General features: G+C 71.6%; 24 protein-coding genes, 1 pseudogene and 1 riboswitch. Of the genes and pseudogenes, 14 read left to right on the top strand and 11 right to left on the bottom strand.

All coding sequences use genetic code 11. The annotated features are described in order from the left end of the window. Positions 1-17 precede the first annotated feature (17 nt). From ACFY8W_RS22775 to ACFY8W_RS22760, 4 genes are all read right to left on the bottom strand, one after another. Positions 18-542 carry an HXXEE domain-containing protein gene (locus tag ACFY8W_RS22775; RefSeq protein ID WP_391108042.1) on the bottom strand — a complete coding sequence of 175 codons (525 nt, stop codon included), beginning with the start codon at positions 540-542 and terminating at the stop codon, positions 18-20. A gap of 12 nt (positions 543-554) precedes the next feature. After that, positions 555-950, bottom strand: coding sequence for a hypothetical protein (locus ACFY8W_RS22770; protein WP_391108039.1), 396 nt, complete (start codon positions 948-950; stop codon positions 555-557). A gap of 65 nt (positions 951-1,015) precedes the next feature. Next, positions 1,016-2,644 carry a phosphodiester glycosidase family protein gene (locus tag ACFY8W_RS22765; protein ID WP_391108037.1) on the bottom strand — a complete coding sequence of 543 codons (1,629 nt, stop codon included), beginning with the start codon at positions 2,642-2,644 and terminating at the stop codon, positions 1,016-1,018. Positions 2,645-2,763: 119 nt separating this feature from the next. Further along, positions 2,764-4,200, bottom strand: a complete 1,437-nt coding sequence (locus ACFY8W_RS22760; protein WP_391108034.1) for an aminobutyraldehyde dehydrogenase — start codon at positions 4,198-4,200, stop codon at positions 2,764-2,766. Between the two features lie 206 nt (positions 4,201-4,406). Between ACFY8W_RS22760 and ACFY8W_RS22755 the strand changes: the two genes are divergently transcribed. The 5 genes from ACFY8W_RS22755 to ACFY8W_RS22735 all read left to right on the top strand — a co-directional run bounded on the left by ACFY8W_RS22755 (position 4,407) and on the right by ACFY8W_RS22735 (position 9,469). Beyond that, on the top strand, positions 4,407-4,898 hold the full coding sequence (locus ACFY8W_RS22755; RefSeq protein ID WP_384421865.1) for an Lrp/AsnC family transcriptional regulator: 492 nt from the start codon (positions 4,407-4,409) through the stop codon (positions 4,896-4,898). Continuing rightward, positions 4,883-6,268, top strand: a complete 1,386-nt coding sequence (locus tag ACFY8W_RS22750) for an aspartate aminotransferase family protein (RefSeq protein ID WP_391108031.1) — start codon at positions 4,883-4,885, stop codon at positions 6,266-6,268. The genes ACFY8W_RS22755 and ACFY8W_RS22750 overlap by 16 nt, the downstream gene beginning before the upstream one ends. A gap of 202 nt (positions 6,269-6,470) precedes the next feature. Then, a complete protein-coding gene (locus ACFY8W_RS22745; RefSeq protein ID WP_391108028.1) occupies positions 6,471-7,199 on the top strand; it encodes an ATP-binding cassette domain-containing protein in 729 nt (242 codons plus the stop codon). Beyond that, complete coding sequence (locus ACFY8W_RS22740; protein WP_391108026.1) at positions 7,181-8,263, top strand: hypothetical protein; 1,083 nt, start codon at positions 7,181-7,183, stop codon at positions 8,261-8,263. The genes ACFY8W_RS22745 and ACFY8W_RS22740 overlap by 19 nt, the downstream gene beginning before the upstream one ends. 96 nt (positions 8,264-8,359) lie before the next feature. Continuing rightward, positions 8,360-9,469 carry an LOG family protein gene (locus ACFY8W_RS22735; RefSeq protein WP_391108023.1) on the top strand — a complete coding sequence of 370 codons (1,110 nt, stop codon included), beginning with the start codon at positions 8,360-8,362 and terminating at the stop codon, positions 9,467-9,469. Between the two features lie 173 nt (positions 9,470-9,642). Here the strand turns inward: ACFY8W_RS22735 and ACFY8W_RS22730 are convergent, their stop codons facing one another. The 6 genes from ACFY8W_RS22730 to ACFY8W_RS22705 all read right to left on the bottom strand — a co-directional run bounded on the left by ACFY8W_RS22730 (position 9,643) and on the right by ACFY8W_RS22705 (position 16,569). Next, positions 9,643-10,674: an ATP-binding cassette domain-containing protein gene (locus tag ACFY8W_RS22730; protein WP_391108020.1), complete on the bottom strand. Its 1,032-nt coding sequence runs from the start codon at positions 10,672-10,674 to the stop codon at positions 9,643-9,645. Next, a complete protein-coding gene (locus ACFY8W_RS22725) occupies positions 10,674-12,287 on the bottom strand; it encodes an ABC transporter permease subunit (RefSeq protein WP_391108298.1) in 1,614 nt (537 codons plus the stop codon). Before ACFY8W_RS22725 ends, ACFY8W_RS22730 begins: the two co-directional genes overlap by 1 nt. Positions 12,288-12,328: 41 nt before the next feature. Then, entirely contained in the window at positions 12,329-13,426 is a 1,098-nt protein-coding gene (locus ACFY8W_RS22720; RefSeq protein WP_391108017.1) for a thiamine ABC transporter substrate-binding protein, read from the bottom strand. 82 nt (positions 13,427-13,508) lie between these two features. Continuing rightward, a riboswitch (TPP riboswitch) is annotated at positions 13,509-13,636 on the bottom strand. Positions 13,637-13,665: 29 nt separating this feature from the next. Next, a complete protein-coding gene (rlmN, locus tag ACFY8W_RS22715; RefSeq protein WP_391108014.1) occupies positions 13,666-14,772 on the bottom strand; it encodes a 23S rRNA (adenine(2503)-C(2))-methyltransferase RlmN in 1,107 nt (368 codons plus the stop codon). Positions 14,773-14,921: 149 nt separating this feature from the next. Beyond that, positions 14,922-15,746 (bottom strand): protein phosphatase 2C domain-containing protein, encoded by an 825-nt coding sequence (locus ACFY8W_RS22710; RefSeq protein WP_391108011.1) that lies wholly within the window; start codon positions 15,744-15,746, stop codon positions 14,922-14,924. Next, positions 15,733-16,569, bottom strand: a complete 837-nt coding sequence (locus ACFY8W_RS22705) for a sigma-70 family RNA polymerase sigma factor (protein ID WP_391108008.1) — start codon at positions 16,567-16,569, stop codon at positions 15,733-15,735. Before ACFY8W_RS22705 ends, ACFY8W_RS22710 begins: the two co-directional genes overlap by 14 nt. A 552-nt stretch (positions 16,570-17,121) precedes the next feature. Here ACFY8W_RS22705 and ACFY8W_RS22700 point away from each other — a divergent pair. From ACFY8W_RS22700 to ACFY8W_RS22680, 5 genes are read left to right on the top strand one after another with little or no spacing between them, the layout of a single operon-like run. Continuing rightward, on the top strand, positions 17,122-17,388 hold the full coding sequence (locus ACFY8W_RS22700) for a DUF6284 family protein (protein WP_391108005.1): 267 nt from the start codon (positions 17,122-17,124) through the stop codon (positions 17,386-17,388). Next, entirely contained in the window at positions 17,385-17,558 is a 174-nt protein-coding gene (locus tag ACFY8W_RS22695; RefSeq protein WP_391108002.1) for a hypothetical protein, read from the top strand. Before ACFY8W_RS22700 ends, ACFY8W_RS22695 begins: the two co-directional genes overlap by 4 nt. Beyond that, entirely contained in the window at positions 17,555-17,833 is a 279-nt protein-coding gene (locus ACFY8W_RS22690) for a hypothetical protein (RefSeq protein ID WP_391107999.1), read from the top strand. The genes ACFY8W_RS22695 and ACFY8W_RS22690 overlap by 4 nt, the downstream gene beginning before the upstream one ends. Further along, the gene (locus ACFY8W_RS22685) at positions 17,830-18,984 is read left to right on the top strand and encodes a conjugal transfer protein (RefSeq protein WP_391107996.1); all 1,155 of its coding nucleotides are present in this window, start codon (positions 17,830-17,832) and stop codon (positions 18,982-18,984) included. The genes ACFY8W_RS22690 and ACFY8W_RS22685 overlap by 4 nt, the downstream gene beginning before the upstream one ends. Beyond that, positions 18,981-19,328: an RRQRL motif-containing zinc-binding protein gene (locus ACFY8W_RS22680; RefSeq protein ID WP_391107993.1), complete on the top strand. Its 348-nt coding sequence runs from the start codon at positions 18,981-18,983 to the stop codon at positions 19,326-19,328. Before ACFY8W_RS22685 ends, ACFY8W_RS22680 begins: the two co-directional genes overlap by 4 nt. Here the strand turns inward: ACFY8W_RS22680 and ACFY8W_RS22675 are convergent. Continuing rightward, positions 19,325-19,492 carry a hypothetical protein gene (locus ACFY8W_RS22675; RefSeq protein WP_391107990.1) on the bottom strand — a complete coding sequence of 56 codons (168 nt, stop codon included), beginning with the start codon at positions 19,490-19,492 and terminating at the stop codon, positions 19,325-19,327. The genes ACFY8W_RS22680 and ACFY8W_RS22675 overlap by 4 nt on opposite strands. Positions 19,493-19,528: 36 nt before the next feature. On the opposite strand from ACFY8W_RS22675, the gene ACFY8W_RS22670 reads away from it, so the two are divergent. The 4 genes and pseudogenes from ACFY8W_RS22670 (at position 19,529) to ACFY8W_RS22655 (ending at position 22,586) form a co-directional block, all read left to right on the top strand. Further along, positions 19,529-19,900, top strand: coding sequence for a DUF6251 family protein (locus ACFY8W_RS22670; RefSeq protein ID WP_391107987.1), 372 nt, complete (start codon positions 19,529-19,531; stop codon positions 19,898-19,900). A gap of 1 nt (position 19,901) precedes the next feature. Continuing rightward, positions 19,902-20,093, top strand: a complete 192-nt coding sequence (locus ACFY8W_RS22665; protein ID WP_391107984.1) for a hypothetical protein — start codon at positions 19,902-19,904, stop codon at positions 20,091-20,093. A gap of 79 nt (positions 20,094-20,172) precedes the next feature. Beyond that, complete coding sequence (locus ACFY8W_RS22660) at positions 20,173-20,373, top strand: DUF6257 family protein (RefSeq protein WP_391107981.1); 201 nt, start codon at positions 20,173-20,175, stop codon at positions 20,371-20,373. Between the two features lie 90 nt (positions 20,374-20,463). Continuing rightward, positions 20,464-22,586: pseudogene (locus tag ACFY8W_RS22655) on the top strand (ATP-binding protein). Positions 22,587-22,655 lie beyond the last annotated feature (69 nt).

The raw sequence follows: 22,655 nt of genomic DNA, 5'->3' as shown, positions 1-22,655 counted from the left end.
GGTGCCGACTCGGGACGTCAGCGGAGGAGGCGGCGCGCCACCGTGTGGGCGACGGCCGTGGCCGCGCCCGCGAGCGCGAGACCGGTGACCACGTCCCGTCCGCGCGTCGGCCGCAGCACCCCGGCCCGGCGCAGCCGTCCGCGCGCCCAGAGGGTGAACGGGATGACGAGCAGCGGCGAGGTGACCGAGCCGGGCGTCACCCCCCGTACGGCGGCGGCCTGCGCGAGATGGACGAGGCCGTGCAGCCCGAAGCCGTTCAACGCGCCCTGGTAGAAGGCGGACCGGCCGCCCGAGCGCCGTCCGGCGACGGCGGCCGACGCGACGATCGCCGCCATCACGCCCACGGCGGCCCGGAATTCACGCTCGTCGACGGAGCCCAGCGCCCGCCACACCGCCTCCGGCGCGTCCGGGAAGCGTTCCCGGAGCGCCGGCAGGTTCTCCCGTATCCAGCGCGGCCCGTACGCCACCTCCTCGGCGTCGTGCAGCGCCCAGGCGGCGAACAGTCCATAGGTGACAAGCGAGTTGATCCCGGAATCCGACATGAGGACGGCCTATCACGCTTCTTCGATCGCCCGTGCGACCGCCGCGCCGTCCGTCGCGACGACGACCGGCCAGCCGCTGCTCTCCCCGAGTCCGGGCGTGACCTGCGCACCCGCCTCCTCCCGGTGGACGACGAAGGGACCGCCGGGCACGACCAGGACGGCCTCCAGGCGCCGCAGCAGCGCGGCGATCAGGTCCATGATCCCGGCGCCGCCGAAGCGGTGGAACGTGACGCCGTCGGCGCCGATCCGGACGTCCGCCTCGCCGCCGTCGGCCGTCTCCACGCACAGCTCCTGCCCGTCGGCGCCACGGGCCACCACGTACGGGTCGAGCACCTCACGCACGACGGCCGGGTCGAGCGGCGCCGGCGCGCCGTGCTCGAACCGCATCACGAAGACCTCGAAGCTCATGACCTGGGCAACTCACGGCCCGACGAGGGAGTTCCCGCAGGCCGCGGGGTCCCCGTGCAGGCGGGTCACCTGGGAACGACGGCCACGGCGTTGCTCAACGGCCGTTCGCGATGGGTGGTCCCCCACATGTCCATCGGACGGTTGTAGAGCGTGTCGTTGATGATCAGGGTGGTGTCGCCGCCGCTGCCGAGGCCCACCGCGTCCTGGGCCCCGAGCCACTTCATCACCTCGGCCGCCTCCGGCCAGGTCGCGCCCACGCTGACGCCCTCGTAGCGGCCGTCGATCGTCACCAGGATCAGCTCGCCCGAGCCGGCGACGCCGGCCACCGTGCGCGGATGCCGCTGCAGCAGCGTGTTGTTGGGCTTCCCGTCGAACTGGGTCATGCCGTTGGCCGCGGTGTTGATCCACACCTCTCCGCCGCGTACGAGGGCGGGTCCGCCGCCCGCCACCGCGGAGAGGGCCGGCGTGACCACCGAACGCCCCGCGGCGTCGTGGATCGTGGCGCCGGGCTTGAACGGGGCACCGACCACGGCGTGCTCCCGCAGCCAGACCGCGTCCTTGCCGATGCCCTGCAGGACGCGCCCGCCCGGCGGGATCGGGCCGCCGGCCGGCTCGCGGACGGACTGCACCACCCAGTTCCCGTTCATCACGACGTCGATGCTGTCCACCCCGCTCCCGTGGCTCGGTGTCGCGGGGCCCCATTCGGGACGGAAGATCACGGTCTCGTCCGCGTCCGCGCACCGCACGTTGCGCCACGGCAGCGTCGTCTCGACCACCAGGTTGCCCACCATGCGGGTGTCGCCTCCGACGCCGCCGCAGCCGAGGACGGTTCCCGGCACACGGTTGATGCCGTCGACCGTCTGCTTGTCCTCGTTCGGTGCGGTGACGGCGAGCGTCGTGTTGATCTCGGCGACCCTGGCCCGGCCGCCCACCCCGTCGAGGAGCAACGCGGTACGGCCGTTGTTCGCCGCGCCGAGGATGACGTTCTCCTGGACGTAGAGCCCCTGGGGTATCCCCTCGTACGCACCGCCGCCGAGGTTGAACTCCGAGCCGTTCACGGCGACCAGCGCGCCGGCGGCCTTCGCCATCGCCCGCACCGTCTCCGCGCCGGCGACGTCCTGACCGTGCACGGCCTTCAGGGCGACGTCGGCGGTCGGCTGGACACGGACGACCCGGACCTCCCACGGGCCGGTCGACGGGCGGCCGTCCTCCGCCGTGTACAGGACCCTGCCGCCGAAACCGGCATCGGCGAGGCGCACCTTGAGGGCGTCGGCCCCCGCGCGGTCGCCCGGGGCGAACCGGCCGGACCGAACGCCGTATCCCACTCTGCCCGAGGCGGTGTCGGCGGCTGCCGGGACGTCGAACGTGTCGATGTGCGCCTCGAAGCCCTTGGCCACCAGCGCGTCCGCCCGCGCCCTGGCCGCCGCCCAGTCGCTGATCGTCTCGGCTCCGTTGGTGCCGGGCACCCAGACGGTCCACTCGTCGGTGGAGTGCCCCTGGGTGAACTTCTGGTAGGTCACCCCGGGCGCCAGCGTCTGCGGCGCGCTCGCCTGCGTGATCAGCTCCGCGGGCCCGAGCGGCATGTGGTCCGCCGAATCCGCCCCCGCAGCGGATCCGTGCAGGGGTACGGCCAGCGTGAAGGCGATGCCCAGGGCCGTCAACGCGGCTCTGGACGTGATCGATGATCTTCCCATGCGGCGCACCCTATCCGGGCGGAAGGAGCGGCCGGCCGCACGGGACGCCGGACGGCGCAGGCACAGCGGAACGGGCGGCCGGGAAGACCCGACCGCCCGTCAGTACGCCTTCCGGCCGATCAGCCCAGGGAGGTCATCACGTGCTTGATGCGCGTGTAGTCCTCGAAGCCGTAGGCCGACAGGTCCTTGCCGTAGCCGGACTTCTTGTAACCGCCGTGCGGCATCTCGGCGACGAGCGGAATGTGGGTGTTGATCCACACGCAGCCGAAGTCGAGGGCCTTGGACATGCGCATGGCGCGCGCGTGGTCCTTCGTCCAGACGGAGGAGGCCAGGGCGTACTCGACGCCGTTGGCGTACTCGACGGCCTGGGCCTCGTCCGAGAAGGACTGGACGGTGATGACCGGGCCGAAGACCTCGTTCTGGACGATCTCGTCGTCCTGCTTGAGGCCGGAGACGACGGTCGGGGCGTAGAAGTAGCCCTTGTCGCCGACCCGGTGGCCGCCGGCCTCGACCTTGGCGTGCGCCGGGAGGCGGTCGATGAAGCCGGTGACCTGCTGCAGCTGGTTGGCGTTGTTCAGTGGGCCGTAGAGCACGTCCTCGTCGTCCGGCTGACCCGTCTTGGTCTCGGACGCGGCCTTCGCCAGCGCGGCCACGAACTCGTCGTGGATGGACTCGTGCACGAGCACGCGGGTGGCGGCGGTGCAGTCCTGGCCGGCGTTGAAGTAGCCGGCGACGGCGATGTCCTCGACGGCCTTGGCGATGTCGGTGTCCTCGAAGACCACGACCGGGGCCTTGCCGCCCAGCTCCAGGTGGACGCGCTTGACGTCCTTGGAAGCCGACTCGGCGACCTGCATGCCGGCACGGACCGAGCCGGTGATGGAGGCCATCGCCGGGGTGGAGTGCTCGACCATGGCCCGGCCGGTCTCGCGGTCGCCGCAGATGACGTTGAAGACACCCTTGGGGACGATGGAGCCGATGATCTCGGCCATCAGGACGGTCGACGCCGGGGTGGTGTCCGAGGGCTTGAGGACGACCGTGTTGCCCGCGGCGAGGGCCGGGGCGAACTTCCACACGGCCATCATCATCGGGTAGTTCCACGGCGCGACCTGGGCACACACGCCCACCGGCTCGCGGCGGATGATCGAGGTCATGCCCTCCATGTACTCGCCGGCGGACTTGCCCTCGAGCATCCGGGCGGCACCCGCGAAGAAGCGGATCTGGTCCACCATCGGCGGGATCTCCTCGCTCGCGGTGAGGGCGACCGGCTTGCCGGTGTTCTCGACCTCGGCGGCGATCAGGTCCTCGGCGCGCTCCTCGAAGGCGTCCGCGATCTTCAGGAGGACCTTCTGGCGCTCCGACGGCGTGGCGTCGCGCCAGGCGGGGAAGGCGGCCGCGGCGGCCTCCATGGCGGCGTCGACGTCGGCCTGGCCGGAGAGCGGGGAGGTGGCGTACACCTCACCGGTGGCCGGGTTGATCACGTCGATCGTGCGGCCGTCGGCCGCGTCCCGAAACTCCCCGTTGATGTAGTTGCGCAGCCGGCGCAGCTCGGTGGTCACTTGCCACCCCTCCTGTCACGTTCTGTCTCCGCACTCCGTCGTGCGGTGTCCCGATGGGCGAGACACCTCAGCCTAGTCGGTCGACCGACGCTTTCAACAGGCCCGACCCCCCGCAACTTCGGATTCAGTGAGATCAACAGCCGAGAACAACGAATTTCATCACTCTGGGCTTGCCAGACGGACGAGGTTCGGTGCACAGTGAAGTCGTGGCCAGTCAAAGCACGCATCCAAGAACCGGAACCGGTTCGTCCCCGACGATCGATGCCGTCTCCCTGGCGATCATCGAACAGCTCCAGCAGGACGGACGCCGCCCCTACGCCGCCATCGGCAAGGCCGTCGGCCTCTCCGAGGCCGCCGTACGGCAGCGCGTCCAGAAGCTGCTCGACCAGGGCGTCATGCAGATCGTCGCCGTCACCGACCCGCTCACCGTGGGCTTCCGGCGCCAGGCGATGGTCGGCATCAACGTCGAGGGTGACCTGGATCCGGTCGCGGACGCGCTGACCGCCATGGCCGAGTGCGAGTACGTGGTGATGACCGCGGGCTCCTTCGACCTCATGGTGGAGATCGTCTGCGAGGACGACGACCACCTCCTGGACGTGATCAACAAGCGCATCCGCACCCTCCCCGGGGTGCGCTCCACCGAGAGCTTCGTCTACCTGAAGCTCAAGAAGCAGACCTATATGTGGGGAACCCGATAGCCGTGAGCAACTCCCGCGATCTCTCAAAGTCCGCCTACGACCACCTGTGGATGCACTTCACCCGCATGTCGTCGTACGAGAACAACCCCGTCCCCACCATCGTCCGCGGTGAGGGCACGTACATCTGGGACGACAAGGGACGGAAGTACCTCGACGGCCTCGCCGGCCTGTTCGTGGTGCAGGCCGGTCACGGCCGCACCGAGCTCGCCGAGACCGCCGCCCGGCAGGCCAAGGAGCTCGCCTTCTTCCCGGTGTGGTCGTACGCCCACCCGAAGGCCGTCGAGCTGGCCGAGCGCCTCGCCAACGAGGCTCCCGGCGACCTCAACAAGGTCTTCTTCACCACCGGTGGCGGCGAGGCCGTCGAGACCGCGTGGAAGCTCGCCAAGCAGTACTTCAAGCTGGTCGGCAAGCCCACCAAGTACAAGGTCATCTCGCGCGCGGTCGCCTACCACGGCACCCCGCAGGGCGCCCTGTCCATCACCGGCCTGCCCGGCCTGAAGGCCCCCTTCGAGCCGCTGGTGCCCGGTGCGCACAAGGTGCCGAACACCAACATCTACCGCGCGCCGCTGTTCGGCGACGACCCGGAGGCCTTCGGCCGCTGGGCCGCCGACCAGATCGAGCAGCAGATCCTCTTCGAGGGCCCCGACACCGTCGCCGCCGTCTTCCTGGAGCCGGTGCAGAACGCCGGCGGCTGCTTCCCGCCGCCGCCCGGGTACTTCCAGCGGGTCCGCGAGATCTGTGACAAGTACGACGTGCTGCTCGTCTCCGACGAGGTCATCTGCGCCTTCGGCCGCCTCGGCACCACCTTCGCCTGCGACAAGTTCGGCTACGTGCCGGACATGATCACCTGCGCGAAGGGCATGACCTCGGGCTACTCCCCGATCGGCGCCTGCATCGTCTCCGACCGCATCGCCGAGCCGTTCTACAAGGGCGACAACACCTTCCTGCACGGCTACACCTTCGGCGGCCACCCGGTCTCCGCGGCCGTCGGCCTCGCCAACCTCGACATCTTCGAGAAGGAGAAGCTCAACCAGCACGTGCTGGACAACGAGGGCAACTTCCTCTCCACGCTGCAGAAGCTGCACGACCTGCCGATCGTCGGCGACGTCCGCGGCAACGGCTTCTTCTACGGCATCGAGCTCGTCAAGGACAAGGCCACCAAGGAGTCCTTCAACGACGAGGAGACCGAGCGCGTGCTCTACGGCTTCCTGTCGAAGGCCCTCTTCGACAACGGCCTGTACTGCCGCGCCGACGACCGTGGCGACCCGGTCATCCAGCTGGCTCCGCCGCTGATCTCGGACCAGTCCACGTTCGACGAGATCGAGCAGATCCTCCGCGCCACCCTCACCGAGGCGTGGACGAAGCTCTGATCCCGTAGGACCTCACGCCGCCCTCACGGCGTGACCCCGGCCCGGGCGTGCCGCCATCCGAGTGGATGGCGGCGGCCCGGGCCGCGTGCTGTCCGTACAACCCGATCTGAATCCTTACGGTGACCGGTGACCCACCGGCCCGGCTCCTCGTTCCCCCGTCCAGGGGAACGAACACGGTTCAGCTTCGACAGAGGTGTACGCGATGGCCCCACCGGACAACGACGTGCTCTGGGCACGTTCCCTCCGCTGCTCCCTCGGCGGCTCGGACGTGCTGACCGGCGTCTCCGTCGGCGTGCGCGAAGGCGAGATCCTCGCCCTCGTCGGCCCCCGCGGCAGCGGCAAGACCACCCTGATGCGCTGCCTGTCCGGGCAGACCGTCGCCCAGGAGGGCGAGGTCTGGTTCAACAGCGCCCCCGTCCACACCATGAACACCGCCCAGCGCGAGCGGCTGCGCAGAGACCGCTTCGGCTGGATCGACCCCGAACCCGGGCTCGTCCCCGAACTCAACGGCTGGGAGAACACCGCGCTGCCCCTCCTGCTGCGCGGGGTGTCCCACCGCGCCGCCAGGACCGCCGCCGTCGAGTGGCTCGAGCGCCTCGACATCGGCACCGCCGCCCGCAAGCGCCCGGCAGCGCTCACCCACTCGCAGTGCCAGCGCATCGCCATCGCCCGCGCCCTCGTCACCACGCCCTCCGTGCTCTTCGCCGACGAGCCCACCGCGACGCTCCACCGCGCCGACGGCGCGCAGGTGCTGCGCACCCTGACCGCCGCGGCCCGCTCGCACCGCATCACCGTGCTGCTCGCGACCCACGACCCCGAGGTCGCCGCGCTCGCCGACCGCACGGTGGCTCTGCTCGACGGACGCCGCGTCGGCTCCGTAACGCCGGCCGACGGGGCGGAGGGCGTCACCGCGTGCTCGCTCTCCGTCTAGTCCGCGGCACCCACCCCGTCGTCCAGCTGCGCCGGCTCCTCGTCGCCGCGGCCGCCGCCGGGGTGGGCTTCCTGCTGCTGTGCGCCCTCGGCTACGCCGTCGGCCACCCCCGGAACTCCTCCGACGCCGTGCTGCGCCTGCTGTGGTGCGCGCTGCCGCTCGCCGCGACGGTGCAGTTCGCGGTGGCGGTGGCCCGCACCGACCCCAGCACCAGGCCGCGGCCCGGCCTGTCCGCCATCGGCCTCGGCCCGGGGCGGCTCACGGCCATCGCCGCGGCCTCCACGGCCGTCGCCTGCACCCTCGGCTCCTCCGTCGCCCTGCTCTTCTACCTCCACCTGCGGGGCGACATCACCGGCCTGCCCTTCGACGGCGCCGCGGCGGAGCTGCTCGCCGCCGACCAGCCGATCCCGCTCGCCGCGGCGCTCACCCTCCTCGCGATCGTGCCCGTCACCGCCGCCACGGCCGCCGGCCTGTCCCTGCGCCCGCGCAAGCCCGCCACCACCGAGCCCTCGCCCACCGCCGGACTCCCCTGGGGCGTGGCGCTGCTCGCCGTGGGGCTCGCCGTCGAGACGTACGCGGCCCGCGGCGACGGCAGCGGCGTCCTCGCGGGCTGGATCCTCACCGCCGTCGGCCTCGCGATGATGGGGCCCGGGCTCACCCACTGGTGCGGCCGGCTGCTCCAGACCGTCCGTCCCGGCGCGGTCCGGCTCCTCGCCGGCCGCGTCCTGATGGACGAGTCCCGCCGGATCGGCCGGCCGCTCGGCGTGGTCTGCGCCGTCGGCTCCGGGGCGGTCGCCGGGTACGCCGTCAACGGCGGCTCCCTCGGCCCGCTGACCTGGCTGGGCACCACCCTCGTCGTCGCCTGCACCACCGCGACCCTGCTCTCGGCGGCCCTGGAGTCCAAGCAGTCCCGCACCCACACCACCGAGGCCCTGCGCCGCCTCGGCGCGCCTCCGACGGTGCTGCGCACCACGGCCCTCCTGCGGGCGGGCGTGCTGCTCGCCGTGTTCGTCCCGCTCACCTGGGCGGTGGGCGCGCTGGCGGCCATCCCCCTCCGCGGCTGAGGCGGCCCACGGCCGGACGGCGGCCCCCTGCCCGGGCGGCCCCTGCCCCACCGGTGCCCCACCGCCGAACCGGTGCCGGCGGCCTATCGTGGGCGCATGACCGGGCGCATGACGCACGACCGCGAGATCCACTCGGCCGCCGAGTTCGACGCGGCGCTCGCCGCGCGGGGCTCGCTGCGCGGCTGCCGGATCCAGTCCGTGGACCTCACCGACCGCACGTTCGCGCTGCTCGCCACGTCCACCGCCGACGCCGTGTTCCTGGGCTGCGCGATGCAGCCGGAGGCCGCGGCGAAGGTCAGGGCGGACGGCGCGCTGGTGTTCCCGCCGGTGCCGGACCTGCCCTTCGACCCGTACCGGGCCCACCTGTACTCCCCCGACGAACTGTTCGAGGGCATCGCGGACCGCCCGTACGAGGAGACGCCGGACGCCCGCTCGTACGCCTGGTTCCGGCGGACGAGGGGCGACGGCGACATCTTCTCCTCGATGCTCCGCTCGCTCCACGACGACGCGATCTCGGACGCGCTGGACGAGTACCTGTCCGGTGCGCGGGTGGTCGGCGTGATGGGCGGCCACGCGATGGGCCGGGGCGGCGCGGCGTACGCGGGTGCGGCCCGGCTCGGCAGGTCGCTGAGCCGGGCGGGTCTCACGGTCACGACCGGCGGCGGCCCCGGCGCGATGGAGGCGGCGAACCTCGGCGCGTACACCGCCCCGCTGCCCGACGAGGCCCTCGACGAGGCCCTGGAGCTCCTCGCGAAGGCCCCGTCCTTCACCCCCTCGGTCACCGACTGGGCCCGTGCCGCCTTCGAGGTACGGGCCCGGTGGCCGCGCGGCGGCGACTCGGCCGGCATCCCGACCTGGTTCTACGGCCACGAGCCGCCCAACGCCTTCGCGTCCCGGATCGGCAAGTACTTCGCCAACGCGACCCGCGAGGACGGCCTGCTGTCCCGCTCGACCGCGGGCGTGGTGTTCCTGCCCGGCGCGGCCGGCACCGTGCAGGAGATCTTCGACGACGCGACCCCGAACTACTATGCGCCGCCCGGCGCGGCGACGCCCATGGTCCTGGTCGACCGCGCCCACTGGACCGAACGCCTCCCCGCCTGGCCCCTGCTCCGGACCCTCGCGGAGGGCCGCCCGATGGCGGCCCGGATCGCCCTGGTCGACTCGGTGGACGAGGTGCCCGGGGCGCTGGCACGACTGGCGGCGTGATCCTCCCCCGCGCGGCGGAGACGGGGCCGACCGCGGGATGACGCCACGGCCGCCGCCGTCCGGCCTGGCCCTCGGCCGGGCGGTCCTCGCCTGCCGGCGGGCCACCCGGAGGACCTGCACGCACCGCTGACGGCCGGACCGGCCCTCGCCACGGGCGGGCGGATCCCCGGGGTCTAAGACACCTGGGGCGTGTCGAGTACGACGATGTCCTCCGCGCGGAACTCCACGTCCACGTCCGTGCCCGCGTCCGGCGCGTCCCGCAGGGCGAACTCGGCCTCCAGGGGCGGGCCTTCGGCGGGGCGGAGGGTCACGGCGACGTGGTCGCCGCGGAAGGTGCGGGAGGCGACGTGACAGGTGAGGCCCTCGCCGGGGGCGGTGAGGCGGACGCCGGCCGGGCGGACGAGGAGGAGCCGCTCGCCCTGCGGGGAGCCGTCGGGTACGGGCACCTTGCCCCAGACGGTGTCGGCGGCCGTGCCGGTGACCGTGGCCGGGACGATGTTGTCGAAGCCCAGGAAGCGGGCGACGAACGCGGAGGCCGGGGACCGCCACACGTCGAGGGGCGTGCCGGACTGGGCGATCCGCCCGTCGTCCATGACCACGACCCGGTCGGCGAGCGCGAAGGCCTCGCCCTGGTCGTGCGTGACGGCGAGCACGGTGGTTCCCAACTGCCGGAAGAGCCGCCGGAGTTCGACGACGAGCCGTTCCCGCAGGCCGCGGTCGAGCTGGCCGAGCGGCTCGTCGAGCATGAGGAGGCGGGGGCGGGGCGCCAGGGCCCGCGCGAGGGCGACCCGCTGCTGTTCGCCGCCGGAGAGCGCGGACACGGCCCGCCGCCCGGCGCCGGGCAGGCCCACGAGGTCGAGCAACTCCTCGACGCGGGCGGCCCGTTCGTCCCTGCCGACGCCGTGCATGCGCAGCCCGAAGGCGACGTTCCCGGCGACGTCCCGCTGCGGGAAGAGCTGGTGGTCCTGGAACATCAGACCGACCCCGCGACGGTGCACGGGCACACCGCTCTGGTCGACGCCGCCGAGCAGCACCTGTCCCCCGTCGAGCGCCTGCAGCCCCGCGACCGCCCGCAGCAGCGTCGACTTGCCGCTGCCGCTGGGCCCGAGCACGCACACGATCTCGTGGTCGGCGACCTCCAGGTCCACCGCGTCGAGGACGGCGCGGGCCCCGAAGCGTACGGTCGCGCCGGTCAGCGTCAGCATCAGAACTCCCCCGAGGTCCGGTCGGTGCGCAGCCGTTCCAGGAGCAGCAGGGACACCGCGCACACCACCATGAGAATCGTCGAAAGGGCCATGGCCTGGCCGTAGTTGAGGTCGCCCGGCCGGCCGAGGAGCCGGGCGACGGCGACCGGCAGGGTCGGGTTGTCGGGGCGGGCGATGAACACCGTCGCGCCGAACTCGCCGAGGGAGACGGCGAAGGCGAAGCCGGCGGCGATGAGCAGGGCGCGCCGCACCAGCGGCAGGTCGACCTCGCGCCAGGCCCGCCACGGCGAGGCGCCCAGCACGGCGGCGGCCTCGCGGAGGCGTTCGTCGACCGCGCGGAGCACGGGCAGCATGGTGCGGACCACGAACGGCACACCGACCAGGGCCTGGGCGAGCGGGACGAGGATCCAGCTGGCCCGCAGGTCGAGCGGCGGCTCGTCGAGGGTGATGAGGAAGCCGAAGCCGACGGTGACGGCGGACACCCCGAGCGGCAGCATCAGCAGCGCGTCGAAGCCGCGGACCAGGCGCCCCGCACGCCGGGTGAGGGCCGCCGCGGCGAGGCCGCCGATGACGACGGCGATGGCGGTCGCGGCGAGCGCGTACTGCAGCGAGTTGACGATGGTGTCGGTCATCGGCACGAGGAAGGTGCCGTCGTCGCCGACGTGCTGCAGCGCCCGGTAGTAGTCGAGGCCGTAGCCGGCCGGGGTGGCGAAGGAGCGCTCGACGAGCACGCCGAGCGGGGCGAGGATCAGCAGCGCGATCGACACCAGGACGGCGCCGAGGAGCGCCCACTGGGCGGCGCCGCGCGGCCGGCGGGCGGTGCGCTCGGCCGGGACCAGCCTCAGGGCGGTCTCCCGGCGCCGTACGGTCCGGGCGTGCACGGCGAGGATCACGCCGACGGCGACGAACTGCACCATCGTGAGGACGGCGGCCGTGGACAGCTGGAGCCGGTCGGCGGTCTGCCGGTAGATCTCGGTCTCCAGCGTGGAGTACGCGGGACCGCCGAGGATCTGCACGATGCCGAAGGAACTCGCGGTGAACAGGAACACCATGAGCGCCGCGGCGGCGACCGAGGGCGCGAGTGCGGGCAGCGTCACCGTCCGCCAGGCGCGCCAGCGGGAGGCGCCGAGCACCCGGGCGGCCTCCTCCTGGCGCGGGTCGAGCTGCGACCACAGGCCGCCGACGGTGCGGACGACGACCGCGTAGTTGAAGAAGACATGGGCGAGGAGGATCGCCCACACGGTGGTGTCGAGCCGCAGGCCCCACCAGTCGTCGAGGAGACCCCGGCGGCCGACCAGCGCGAGGAACGCGGTGCCGACCATGACGGTGGGCAGCACGAACGGCACGGTGACCACGGCCCGCAGGAGCCGCTTGCCGGGGAAGTCGAACCGCGCGAAGACGTACGCGCCGGGCAGCGCGACCAGCAGCGTGAGGGCCGTGGAGGCGAGCGCCTGCCACAGCGTGAACCACAGGACGTCCAGGATCTCCGGCCGGGTCAGCGTCTCGCCGAACCGGCCCAGCTCCCAGTGGCCGTCCGGCCTGAGCCCGCGCTCGACGATCGAGACCACGGGCCAGGCGAAGAACACGGCGAAGAAGACGACGGGCAGGGCCATCAGGCCCAGCCGCGCCGCGCTTCCCCGCCGGTCCGGGACGACTACTTCAGGACGAGCGAGGTCCACTGCTGGATCCACTGGTCACGGTTGTCGGCGATCTTCTTCGGCTCCATCGCGTACGGCTGCTCGACCACCACGCCGTGCTTGGTGAACAGCTCCGGGAGCGTCGCGTCGTTCGTGACGGGGTTGACGAACATCTGGAGCGGCATGTCGTCCTGGAACTTCTTGGAGATCAGGAAGTCGATCAGCTTCTTGCCGCCCTCGGGGTTCTTCGCCCCGTTCAGCAGACCCGCGAACTCGGTCTGCCGGAAGCAGGTGCCCGTGGACACACCGGTCGGCGCCACCTTGGGCTGCGGCTCGGCGTACAGCACCTCCACCGGCGGGGAGGAGGCGTAGGAGACGACGAGCGGGCGGTCGCCCTTGGCCTTCTTGCCGCCGGCGGAGCCGGAGAACTCCTGGTTGTAGGCCAGCTCCCAGCTGTCGACGGTCTTCACGCCGTTGGCCTTGAGCTTCTTCCAGTAGTCCTGCCACCCGGTGTCGCCGTACTTCGCGGCGGTGCCGAGGAGGAAGCCGAGGCCCGGGGAGGACCGCTCGGGGTTCTCGACGACGAGGAGGTCCTTGTACTCCGGCTTCGCCAGGTCGTCGAAGGTCTGCGGCGGGGCCAGCTTCTTGCCGGCGAAGTACTGCTTGTCGTAGTTGACGCAGATGTCGCCGGAGTCGATCGGCGTGACCCGGTGCTGCTCCTTGTCGAGCTGCAGCGCGGCCGGGATCCGGTCCAGGCCCTTCGCCTCGTACGGGACGAAGATGCCGTTGTCGAGGGCGCGGGACAGCAGCGTGTTGTCCACGCCGAAGAACACGTCGCCCTGCGGGGAGCCCTTGGTCAGGATCTCCTTGTTGACCGCCTCGCCGGCGTCGCCGCTCTTGAGCACCTTGACCGTGAGACCGGTCTGCTTGGTGAACTCGGCGAGCACCTCCTTGGAGGCGTTGAACGAGTCGTGGCTGACGAGGGTGACGGTCTTCGGCGCGGGCCCGTCCGTCTTCCCGGCCGCGTCCCTGACGTCCTCGGTGCCGCAGGCGGCGAGGGTGCCGATGCCGAGCGCCGCGGCGAGCGCGGCGGCGGCCGCCTTCTTGGTGTTCACGTGAATGTCCTCCTGGGTGTGACCAGAAGGAGACGCGGCCCTGCCCGCGCCGGGGAAACCGGGCGCGGGCAGGGCGCAACAGCTCGAGTTACGACCGAACTTCCTACCCAGAATGACCTGGGCGAGGTTCAGAGGGTCTGCGGTCGTGTGCCTGTCTCACCAAGCAGGTCACCGCACTCTCAGCGCTGTGGCGCTCCCCTGTCGGAATATGCAGATGTGTTCGAGCTCAGAGTACAAGGTCAGCGTTCGGCGGCGGCCAGCTGTCCACAGGCACCGTCGATCTCCTGCCCGCGGGTGTCACGGACGGTGACGGGAACGCCGTGGGAGGCGATGGCCTCGATGAACGCCTTCTCGTCCTCGGGGCGGGACGCGGTCCACTTGGAGCCGGGCGTCGGGTTCAGCGGGATCAGGTTGACGTGCACCCGCTTGCCCTTGAGCAGCCGGCCCAGCAGGTCACCGCGCCAGGCCTGGTCGTTGATGTCGCGGATCAGCGCGTACTCGATGGAGATCCGGCGCCCGGACTTCTCCGCGTACTCCCAGGCCGCGTCGAGGACCTCGCGGACCTTCCAGCGGGTGTTCACGGGCACGAGGGTGTCGCGCAGCTCGTCGTCCGGCGCGTGCAGCGACACCGCGAGCCGGCACTTGAAGCCCTCGTCCGCGAACCGCAGCATCGCCGGCACCAGGCCGACCGTGGAGACCGTGATCCCGCGCTGCGACAGGCCGAGCCCGTCGGGCTCGGGGTCGGTCAGCCGCCGGATGGCGCCGACGACCCGCTTGTAGTTCGCGAGCGGCTCGCCCATCCCCATGAAGACGATGTTGCTCAGCCGCGCCGGACCACCGGGCACCTCGCCGTCGCGCAGCGCGCGCATGCCGTCGACGATCTGGTGCACGATCTCGGCGGTCGACAGGTTCCGGTCGAGCCCGGCCTGGCCGGTCGCACAGAACGGACAGTTCATGCCGCAGCCGGCCTGCGAGGAGATGCACATGGTCACCCGGTCCGGGTAGCGCATGAGCACCGACTCCACGAGCGTGCCGTCGTGCAGCCGCCACAGCGTCTTACGGGTGGTGTCGTCGTCGCACGAGACGTGCCGCACGACCGACATCAGATCGGGCAGCAGCTCCCCCGCGAGCTTCTCGCGCGCCGCGGCGGGGATGTCGGTCCACTCCGCCGGGTCGTGCGCGTACCGCGCGAAGTAGTGCGTGGACAGCTGCTTGGCGCGAAACGGCTTCTCGCCGATCGCGGCGACCGCCTCCTTGCGCTCTGCGGGCGTGAGGTCGGCGAGGTGCCGCGGGGGCTGCTTGGCTCCGCGCGGGGCGACGAAAGTGAGTTCTCCGGGCTTGGGCATGGTCCTACCAGTGTCGCAGACCGCGACCGATGGCCTGGGGCCGTCCGGCCGCCGAGCGGTGACTGACGGTGGCCGTTGGTGACCACTGGCGGCCCCCAGACGGCCCAGAGACGGCCCAGAGTCGGGGCCCGCCAGGCCCCACTCCCCCGCTACGGGCGGACGTAGACCACGGTGGCATCGTCATGGAGCTTGCTGCGCGGCCAACGGGTCAGCCTGTTGTCAGTGAGCTCCGCGTCACGAACCTGGTCGATCAGCGACTCGGGCCCTTGATCCTCAAGGATGCCAAGGCACGCTGACCAGTCGGCGAGGGCGAAGGGGGTGACGAGGCGGGCGGCTCCGTCAGTCATGAGCGCTGCCCGAGCCACATCGCGAGAGGGGTAGGAGCCGTACAGCGCCGCATCGGCGGCGTGCGGCTCCGAGGCCGCCACCCAGTAGCCGCCGGGGCGATTCCGGCAGGTGCGTTCCGCCCGCACGAGCAGCGCGTGCAGGCGCCGACGCTCGGCGGAGCCGGGGGGCGCGCTCTTCATGGCGGTCCGCTCGCTTCGGGCCACCGCCGAGAGACGTGTGTCCGAGATCGCTTCCACCGCCCCTCCGCGCTCCAGGACGAGCGTGCAGTCACCCAGGACAAGCCACTGCAGGGTGTCGCCATGTTGCCGGAGCACGGCGAGCGTCGCCGACGGAGACAGCGGATCATCGACGGCGCACGTATCGCGGTGCGCGTGCGTCGTGTGCTCAATCGCAGAGGCGAGGGCGGACCGAAGCGACCCGCCCCCGCCAGCCGCGGAGCACAGTGCCGTACCCAGCGTCTCGGCGAACCATGAGACGCCATGGAGGCACGGCGCCCGCAGCGCGTCGGGCATGCCCGCGCCGTCCACGACGACGGCCACGCGGTCACTCCAGGCCGCGAAGTCCTCGTTGGTCCGCCCTGGGCACGCGCTGCTGAACGCCGAGACATCCACGTCAGGCGGCCTCATGACGCAGTACACCACTCGCCGATCGACTCGCCGTCACCGACTTGTCGCCCGGGGCGTAGTCGCAGGCCACGACCATGGAGAAGGGCTCGGTGCCCGCTTCCTCGTAGAGGGACGCAAGGTTCTCGGTCAGGAAGTGCGCCACACCGAGCGACCCGACCGCGTGGACTCCCGCGATCAGGATGAACGTCCCCTGCCCGTCCGGGCGCGGGAGCCTGCCGAGGTAGGCCACGTCCGCCGGCGCCGGGTCCTGTGGGTCGTCGCTCGGCGACGTGTAGACCTTGCCGCTCTCCCGCTCCGTGAGAGCCCACCGCCCGTTGGACTGGGTCTCGAACGAGAGCCGCGGGTCCCGGGCGAGTGCGGCGGCGACCTCCGGAGAGGTCTTCGGCCCACACACCACCACAAGGTCGTCACAGTTGAGGTCGAGCTCTCCCGTCACCGGGATGTACCCGAGCTCCCCTTCGAGCTGGAGACTCTGAGCGAGCGCGAGCAACCGCTGTCCGGTCGAGCTGTCTTCCACGGCCACGTACTCCCGCTCCCCGGGTCGGAGAGGCACCACGACCTGTACAAGCTGGGTGCCCAGGAACGCCCTCTCCGGCGGCGGGCCGGCGTCACGAAGCTGAGCGACGCGAGCACGGCTCACGCCCATGAGCTTGGCCACGTCGGCCATCGAATGACCGTTTTTCCGCAGCCACGCGATGCTCTCCTTCCGCATCCGCGACGTCTCGACGACGGCGGCTTGCAGCTCCGTCATCAGGTCAACAGCAGCCTTGACGCGCAGGGCGTGATCCTGCATCGCCGAGACCCGTCGGACTTCCTCGATCAATGTCTCTCGCCTCGCGTATCGGCTCAGGGGGGTACTTCCTCGACCCCATGTTAAGGGGGGCTTGACACTAGCCGCCAGTCCCGTCCAAGCTATGTGGCAACCCCCCCTTAACAGGAGAGGTTCGCGAATGGCTTGGGTGTTAACCCTCCCTTGCCATTCGCATCGACGCCCGGAGGGCTCCGCATAGGCGGGTCGGCTCGATGGAAGCGCCAGTCACGGTTGAGAACTGAACAGAGGGCACACACAGGCATCTGCGACAAGCCGCAGGCCCTGCCGCGCGAGCAGCAAGCACCTTCTCCCAAGCCGCCCTTGCAGGGCGGACAAGCGATTCATGCGTGCGGTGAGACAAGGGCAGAGATCGCGAGCCCCATACGTCACCCAGGTCCGCAGCCGTTGGCTGCGGTCGGTTGCCTCCTCCGCCCGTCCGGCCCCTTTCGTGGGTGCCGTACGGGCGGGGCCGAGGGGAGCCGGATGGTTCCAACGGCAAGAGGTCCCGGAGGTGCAACTCCGGGACCTCGTTCGGGCCGTTCCTGTATGAGAGGAACACACCCAATGAAGTCCATCGCTGCACTTCAGACGGCCGTTACGGCCGTGGCGTACGACGGTGAGCCGTCGGACGCGGAGCTGGACGCGATCGAGCAGGAGATGCCGCTGATCCTTGCGGAGGTCGACCTGCTCGACGCGCAGATCATGACCCTTGACCGTCCGGCCACGGTGCTGAACGAGCGGCGCATCCGCCGGGCACGCAACCGGGTCATGGCCGAGCGCCGGAACCTCACGAACCGCGCCGGCCTGGTGCAGGCGGGCGGTGCCGCGTGAACCGCCTGACCTTCTGGAGCCTGCTCGCCCTGTGCGTTGCCGTGGAGGTCCTGGGGCTGGTTATCGGCCGCCGGGACATCCACTACGCCGGGATCATCGCCGGTCTCGGCGTGATCGCCGTCGCCCGGCTGCTCTACCTGGCCCGCAACAGCGAGGAGGGCGACCGGTGAGCGAGCGGATCGAATCCATCGACGCGGTCATGGACCTGGTCGCCGCGATCGTGGAGGTGCTGGACGTGCCCCTGCCGTCCAACGCCCTGACCGACGAGCGGGCGCACCATCGGCTGCTCGAACACCGCACGGCGGACCTGCGCGCCGTCCTCGGTGCGGTCCTCGCTCACCCGGGTCCGCTCGACGACACGGCGGACATCATCCGCCGCCGGCTGGCCGACTGGCCCGTCACCTACACCCCGTTCGACTTCGAGGAGCGGGAGGGGCAGGGATGAACGTCGCCGGAAAGCCGCTCAGCGGGATTCAGAAGATCGTGCTGGGTCTGGCGTTCGTGCCGATGCTCGCCACCGGCGGCGCCGGCGCCTACGGCACCTACACCAACATCAAGGCCGCGTACGGCTCGGGCACCGCCGTCGGTGCGGTCGCGGCCGGTGAGGGAGCCACGGCCGTTCTGGCGGTCGTGCTGCTCGGCCTGACGCTGCTGGGGCAGTCCGCCCCGGTGGTGATCCGGGTGGGGCTGTGGGCGCTTCCGGCCGCCGCGTCCGCCATGTCGGCCATGGCCGCCAAGACACCGGGTGAGATGGTCATCTACGCCCTCACCCCGCTGGGCATGACCGCGTCCGCCGAGGGTGCGGCGTTCCTCGCGCGGCGGATCGTGGTCTACCGCGACGGCCGGGACGCCGAAGCAGAGCGCAGGGCCGCCGAGGTCGTCCAGGCTCTGGCCTATCACCGGGCGCGGGCCGCGAACCATCCCGATGAGAAGGTCCGGCGGAAGTCGGACCTCACGTCGTGGAAGCTCGCCAAGCGGGTCGGTTCCGGTGACCTTGCCCTGGGAGAGCGGCTGCTCGACGTCCAGCGCACCCAGCTCACCGACGGCGCGAACGCCGCCCTCGCCGCCATGTACGCCATCGCGCCCGCCCCGACCGCACCGGCGTCTAAGGCCGGATCGGTCGACGAGCCGGGGCCGGTGACGGTCGAGCTGGAGGTAAATCGGTCCACCCGACCGATCCACCCCGCGAATGCGGATGAATCGACCCAGACCAGCATGGAACGGTCTACCTCTGAACAGGCCGTTCCGGCCCTGGAGTCCGGCCCGGCCGACCGTGGGCAGGACGACCTGTTCGAGCCTGAAGAGTCCACCCCGCCCAACCCGGAGGACGGCGAGGAGGCTGCCCGGCGCCGGGTGCTCCAGACGCTGGGGCTCGATCAGCCGCCCCGTAAGACGGTGACCCGCCGGGTTCCGGAGGCAGCCAAGTCGACTCAGCCGCGCCGCTCGAAGGGCGAGTTGCTGGCTGAGGCCCGGCAGTTCACCGAGTCGTGGCCTATCGAGCACCTGACAGCCGACCGGATCCGCAAGGAACTGCGCACCTCACCGGCGAGCGGCCGGTGGCTGCGCGACACCCTCAAGGCTGAGAGGGCGGCGTGAGCGGCATCCCGGTCTACCCCTGGCGCCTCGCCCCCGAGGGGCTGGCGACGTTCCGGCAGCTCCGGGCACGCGGTCTGCGCCCGGGCGGTCAGGACGTCGTCGCCCAGCTCGAACGGCCCTGCCGTAGCCGTGGCCCGCTGGTCGCGTACCTGTACCGCATCGACCTGGCCAAGCCGGTCCGCCCGATGACCCCGGCGAAGCGGGCCGCTCTGGAACGGGCGAACGCCGCCCGCCGGGTGTGCCCGGAGTGCGGCCGGGACGCGGGCTACCGGATCCCGCCCTCGCTCGGCATGTGTACCCCGTGCGCCTACCCCGAGCACGGCCTGAGCGCTGTGTGCGGCTAGCTCAGCAGCACACTCAGGACGCACCCGAAGAACTGGCGGACGCGGTACTTCAACCGGTGCCAGTTGCCGCAGAAGCGTCTCGGTGTCCACCACCGGCGCTGTTCGAGTAGCCGCCCGCAGGCCTTGCACGGCAGCGGGTCCACCTCGATCTCTATAACCCCCATGCCGCGACTGTAGCGGCCACCTACCAGGGAGAACCCATGGAATCCCTGCCCGAGCCGGTCCGGGTTGTACAGCTCCCGGACGGCACCTACACCTACGCCGACCAGCTTCCCGCGACGTTCCAGCCGACACAGGTGGTCCATCAGCACATCCACCAGGCCCCGCCCGACCGCACGGTCCAGCGGATCGCGCTCGGCTCCGGCATCGGCGCGGGCGCGGTCGCCGCCGGGGTCTACTTCGGCCCGCTGCTGGTCGGAGCGCTGACCGCGATCGCCGCGAGCCTGGCCCTGCTCGCGTTCCTCGCCGCCGTCCTGTCATGGGGCGTGGTCACCGTCGTCCGCAGCGTCGGCGGCAAGGAAGGGCAGGCCGCCGCGAAGACCCTCAGCCGTGTCCGCCGGAAGGGGAAATGACGTGTTCACCGCCGGAGACAAGGTGCTGATCGTGGCGTGCGAGGACGACCCGAGGGCCGTGGGCCGCACGGGGCGGATCGTCGACGAAGTTCCCCCAGGGCCGCTCACCGGCGGCCGGTGGACCGTCGCCGGAATCAGCCTGCTCATCGGCCCCGTTCTGTGCCACGGCCACGAGATCCGCCAGGTCGACTGACGCCTGCCTGTCCGCCCCCGCCTCACGGCCGGGGGCGGGCGGGGAGTCGGGACAGCCCCGGCCCCGGAAGGGACCTGTCGTGGCCAGCAAGAAGAACGAGCAGCCGGACCCGAACTACCCCAAGCTCACCGTCGGCGAGCACGCCCGTGTCGCGTGGAACGTCGCCCGCATGGCCAAGCGCTGCCTGGCCGGCGAGAACGCCGACCGCTCCGACCTGGAGCGCAACGTCGACCGCATCCTCGACCGCGCGAACAAGCGCGAGCAGAAGAACGCCAAGTAGCGGTGCCCCGGGGCGGCCGACAGCCGCCAAGCATCACCGGCCGCCCCGGGCCCTGCCCTCCACTCTTTCGAGCAGCAGCAGGAGACCAGCATGACTGAGAACGTCGTCCCTCTGTTCAAGCCCGTCCCCGAACAGGCCGTGGAGCCGACCGTCCCGCTCACGGTCGTGCCGGAGCCGGATCCGGCCCGGCCGGTGCGGGTGTGGAGGCGCACCGGCCGCGCGGTCGCCAGGGCGGCCCGCCACGAGCGCACGAAGACCGCCGGCCGCGTGGCCGTCCGGCACACCTCCTACGTCCTGGGCGGGACCCGGATTGTGGTCCGCCGCGCGTGGGACGGCCGTACCGGCGCCCGCTACGAACGCCTGCTGCGTGCGGCGGAAGCCGCGGGGAACTATCAGGCGGCCGGGGAGTGGGAGGAGCGGCTGCACCGCTTCCGCTCGGAGCGGCACAAGCGCCGCATGGACCTGATCACCGCCCCCGAACGGATCGTGAAGGGCGCAGCGTTCGGCGTCGGCGGGAGCATAGGAGCGCTGATCCTGATCGGTATCGCCCTGGCCATCGCCAACGGCGAGATCGCCGACGTGGTCACCCCGCTCATGGCCGTCATCAAGCTCATCAGCCTGCTCGTCGTCATCGTCCAGGTCGTGTGGGGCCCGGCGATGGTGATCGGGCCGTGGCTCGCCCTGGCGGGCGTGTGGGCGGTCGGCCGCAAGCGCGGCGCCGCCCCGCAGTGGGCCCTGCCGACCGGCAAGGGCGGTGACGATGCCGGGGCACCGATCACCCCGTCCATCGTGGTCACCGCGCTCCGCGACCTGGGTGTGGCTCCGCTCGCGCGGGCCATCAAGGAAATGGGCGACGCCGGCGCGGCGATGCTCGGCCCGATCCGGATCGCCGGATGCGGCGTCGAGGTCGACGTCACGCTCCCGTCCGGGGTCTCCACCCTGGAGGTGCAAAACCGGCGCCGCAAACTCGCCGAGAACCTCTCCCGCCACGAGCACGAAGTGTTCATCACCATCCCCACCGCCGCCCGCACCGTGCGGCTGTGTGGATCGCGGACTCCGGCGCACTGGACGAGCCGATCGGCCCGTCCCCGCTGGTCACCGACGAGACCCTGACCGCCAACTACAAGACCGGAAAAGCCCCGTGGGGCCAGGACCTGCGCGGCGACGCCGCCAGGCTCAGCCTGTTCCAGCGGATGCTGCTGATCACCGGTCTGTCGAACCAGGGCAAGACCGCCGCCCTGCGCGCGCTCGCCCTGTGGCTCGCGCTCGACAAGACCGTGGAGTTCCGCATCGCCGACCTCAAGGGCGTGGGCGACTGGGGCATGTTCGACGGCCTGGCCACCGTCCTCATCCAGGGCCCGACCGATGACCACGTCATCGACGCCACCGAGATGGTCGAAGGCCTGGTGGAGGAGATGGAGCGCCGCATCCAAGCCCCGCCCGGCACCACGTTCGACCCGCTGATCGGCATCGTGGATGAGGCACAGGTCGCGTTCATGTGCCCGGCCGTCGACGACAACAAGCGCCCCTACGGCGGGTCGAAGGCCACGTCCCGGTACTTCATGGCCGCACGGAAGATTCACAACCAGGGCAGGGCTGTGGACGTGCTGCTGTGGGAGGGCACGCAGGACCCGACCGACCAGAACCTGCCCAAGCTCGTCCGCGAGGGCGCCCACACCCGCATCTCCCTCGCGCTGGGCACCGAGTCGCAGGCCCGCATGGCCCTCGGGGACAAGGCCGTCGACGGCGGCGCCGCCCCGCACCTGCTCCGCCAGGGCCTCGACAAGGGCACCGTCGTCGTCGCCTCCGACGGCATCCAGATTCCCGCCGGCCAGGCGTCCATCACCGTGCGGACCCACTACATCGACACCGACACCGCCGCCGCCATCGCGGAGCGGGCGAAGGCCATGCGCGAGGGCGTCACCACCCTGACCGCCGTCGAGCAGCCGGCCACCGTTATCGACCCGCTCGCCGACATCGCCAACGTGCTCGGCGACAAGCCCCGGATGCTCACGCAGGAAGTCCTTCAGCGGCTCGCCCAGAAGAACCCGGGCGAGTACCGCGAGTGGACGTTCGCCGACCTGCGCCAGGTCCTCGAAGCGGCCGACGCGGCGCCCCGCAAGTCCGACGGCCGCATGGTCGTCGACAGCCTTCGCGTCGCCAACGCGCTCGCACAGCGTGACACCGAGGACTCCGACAACGCCGACTGGTGACAGGGAGGCGTCAGGGAGGCAGGGAGAACTCCCTAACCGCCTCCCTGAACCACCTCCCTGACACTGACC

The organism is Streptomyces sp. NPDC012637 (assembly GCF_042954805.1).
Taxonomy (GTDB): domain Bacteria; phylum Actinomycetota; class Actinomycetes; order Streptomycetales; family Streptomycetaceae; genus Streptomyces.
This window is presented reverse-complemented; position numbering and strand designations above follow the sequence as displayed.

Bases quoted from the DNA above. Each gene is read 5' to 3' on its own strand.
- ACFY8W_RS22775 (WP_391108042.1), bottom strand. From the start codon at position 542: ATGTCGGATTCCGGGATCAACTCGCTTGTCACCTATGGACTGTTCGCC.
- ACFY8W_RS22770 (WP_391108039.1), bottom strand. From the start codon at position 950: ATGAGCTTCGAGGTCTTCGTGATGCGGTTCGAGCACGGCGCGCCGGCG.
- ACFY8W_RS22765 (WP_391108037.1), bottom strand. From the start codon at position 2,644: ATGGGAAGATCATCGATCACGTCCAGAGCCGCGTTGACGGCCCTGGGC.
- ACFY8W_RS22745 (WP_391108028.1), top strand. From the start codon at position 6,471: ATGGCCCCACCGGACAACGACGTGCTCTGGGCACGTTCCCTCCGCTGC.
- ACFY8W_RS22735 (WP_391108023.1), top strand. From the start codon at position 8,360: ATGACCGGGCGCATGACGCACGACCGCGAGATCCACTCGGCCGCCGAG.
- ACFY8W_RS22730 (WP_391108020.1), bottom strand. From the start codon at position 10,674: ATGCTGACGCTGACCGGCGCGACCGTACGCTTCGGGGCCCGCGCCGTC.
- ACFY8W_RS22725 (WP_391108298.1), bottom strand. From the start codon at position 12,287: ATGGCCCTGCCCGTCGTCTTCTTCGCCGTGTTCTTCGCCTGGCCCGTG.
- rlmN (WP_391108014.1), bottom strand. From the start codon at position 14,772: ATGCCCAAGCCCGGAGAACTCACTTTCGTCGCCCCGCGCGGAGCCAAG.
- ACFY8W_RS22710 (WP_391108011.1), bottom strand. From the start codon at position 15,746: ATGAGGCCGCCTGACGTGGATGTCTCGGCGTTCAGCAGCGCGTGCCCA.
- ACFY8W_RS22700 (WP_391108005.1), top strand. From the start codon at position 17,122: ATGAAGTCCATCGCTGCACTTCAGACGGCCGTTACGGCCGTGGCGTAC.
- ACFY8W_RS22685 (WP_391107996.1), top strand. From the start codon at position 17,830: ATGAACGTCGCCGGAAAGCCGCTCAGCGGGATTCAGAAGATCGTGCTG.
- ACFY8W_RS22675 (WP_391107990.1), bottom strand. From the start codon at position 19,492: ATGGGGGTTATAGAGATCGAGGTGGACCCGCTGCCGTGCAAGGCCTGC.
- ACFY8W_RS22670 (WP_391107987.1), top strand. From the start codon at position 19,529: ATGGAATCCCTGCCCGAGCCGGTCCGGGTTGTACAGCTCCCGGACGGC.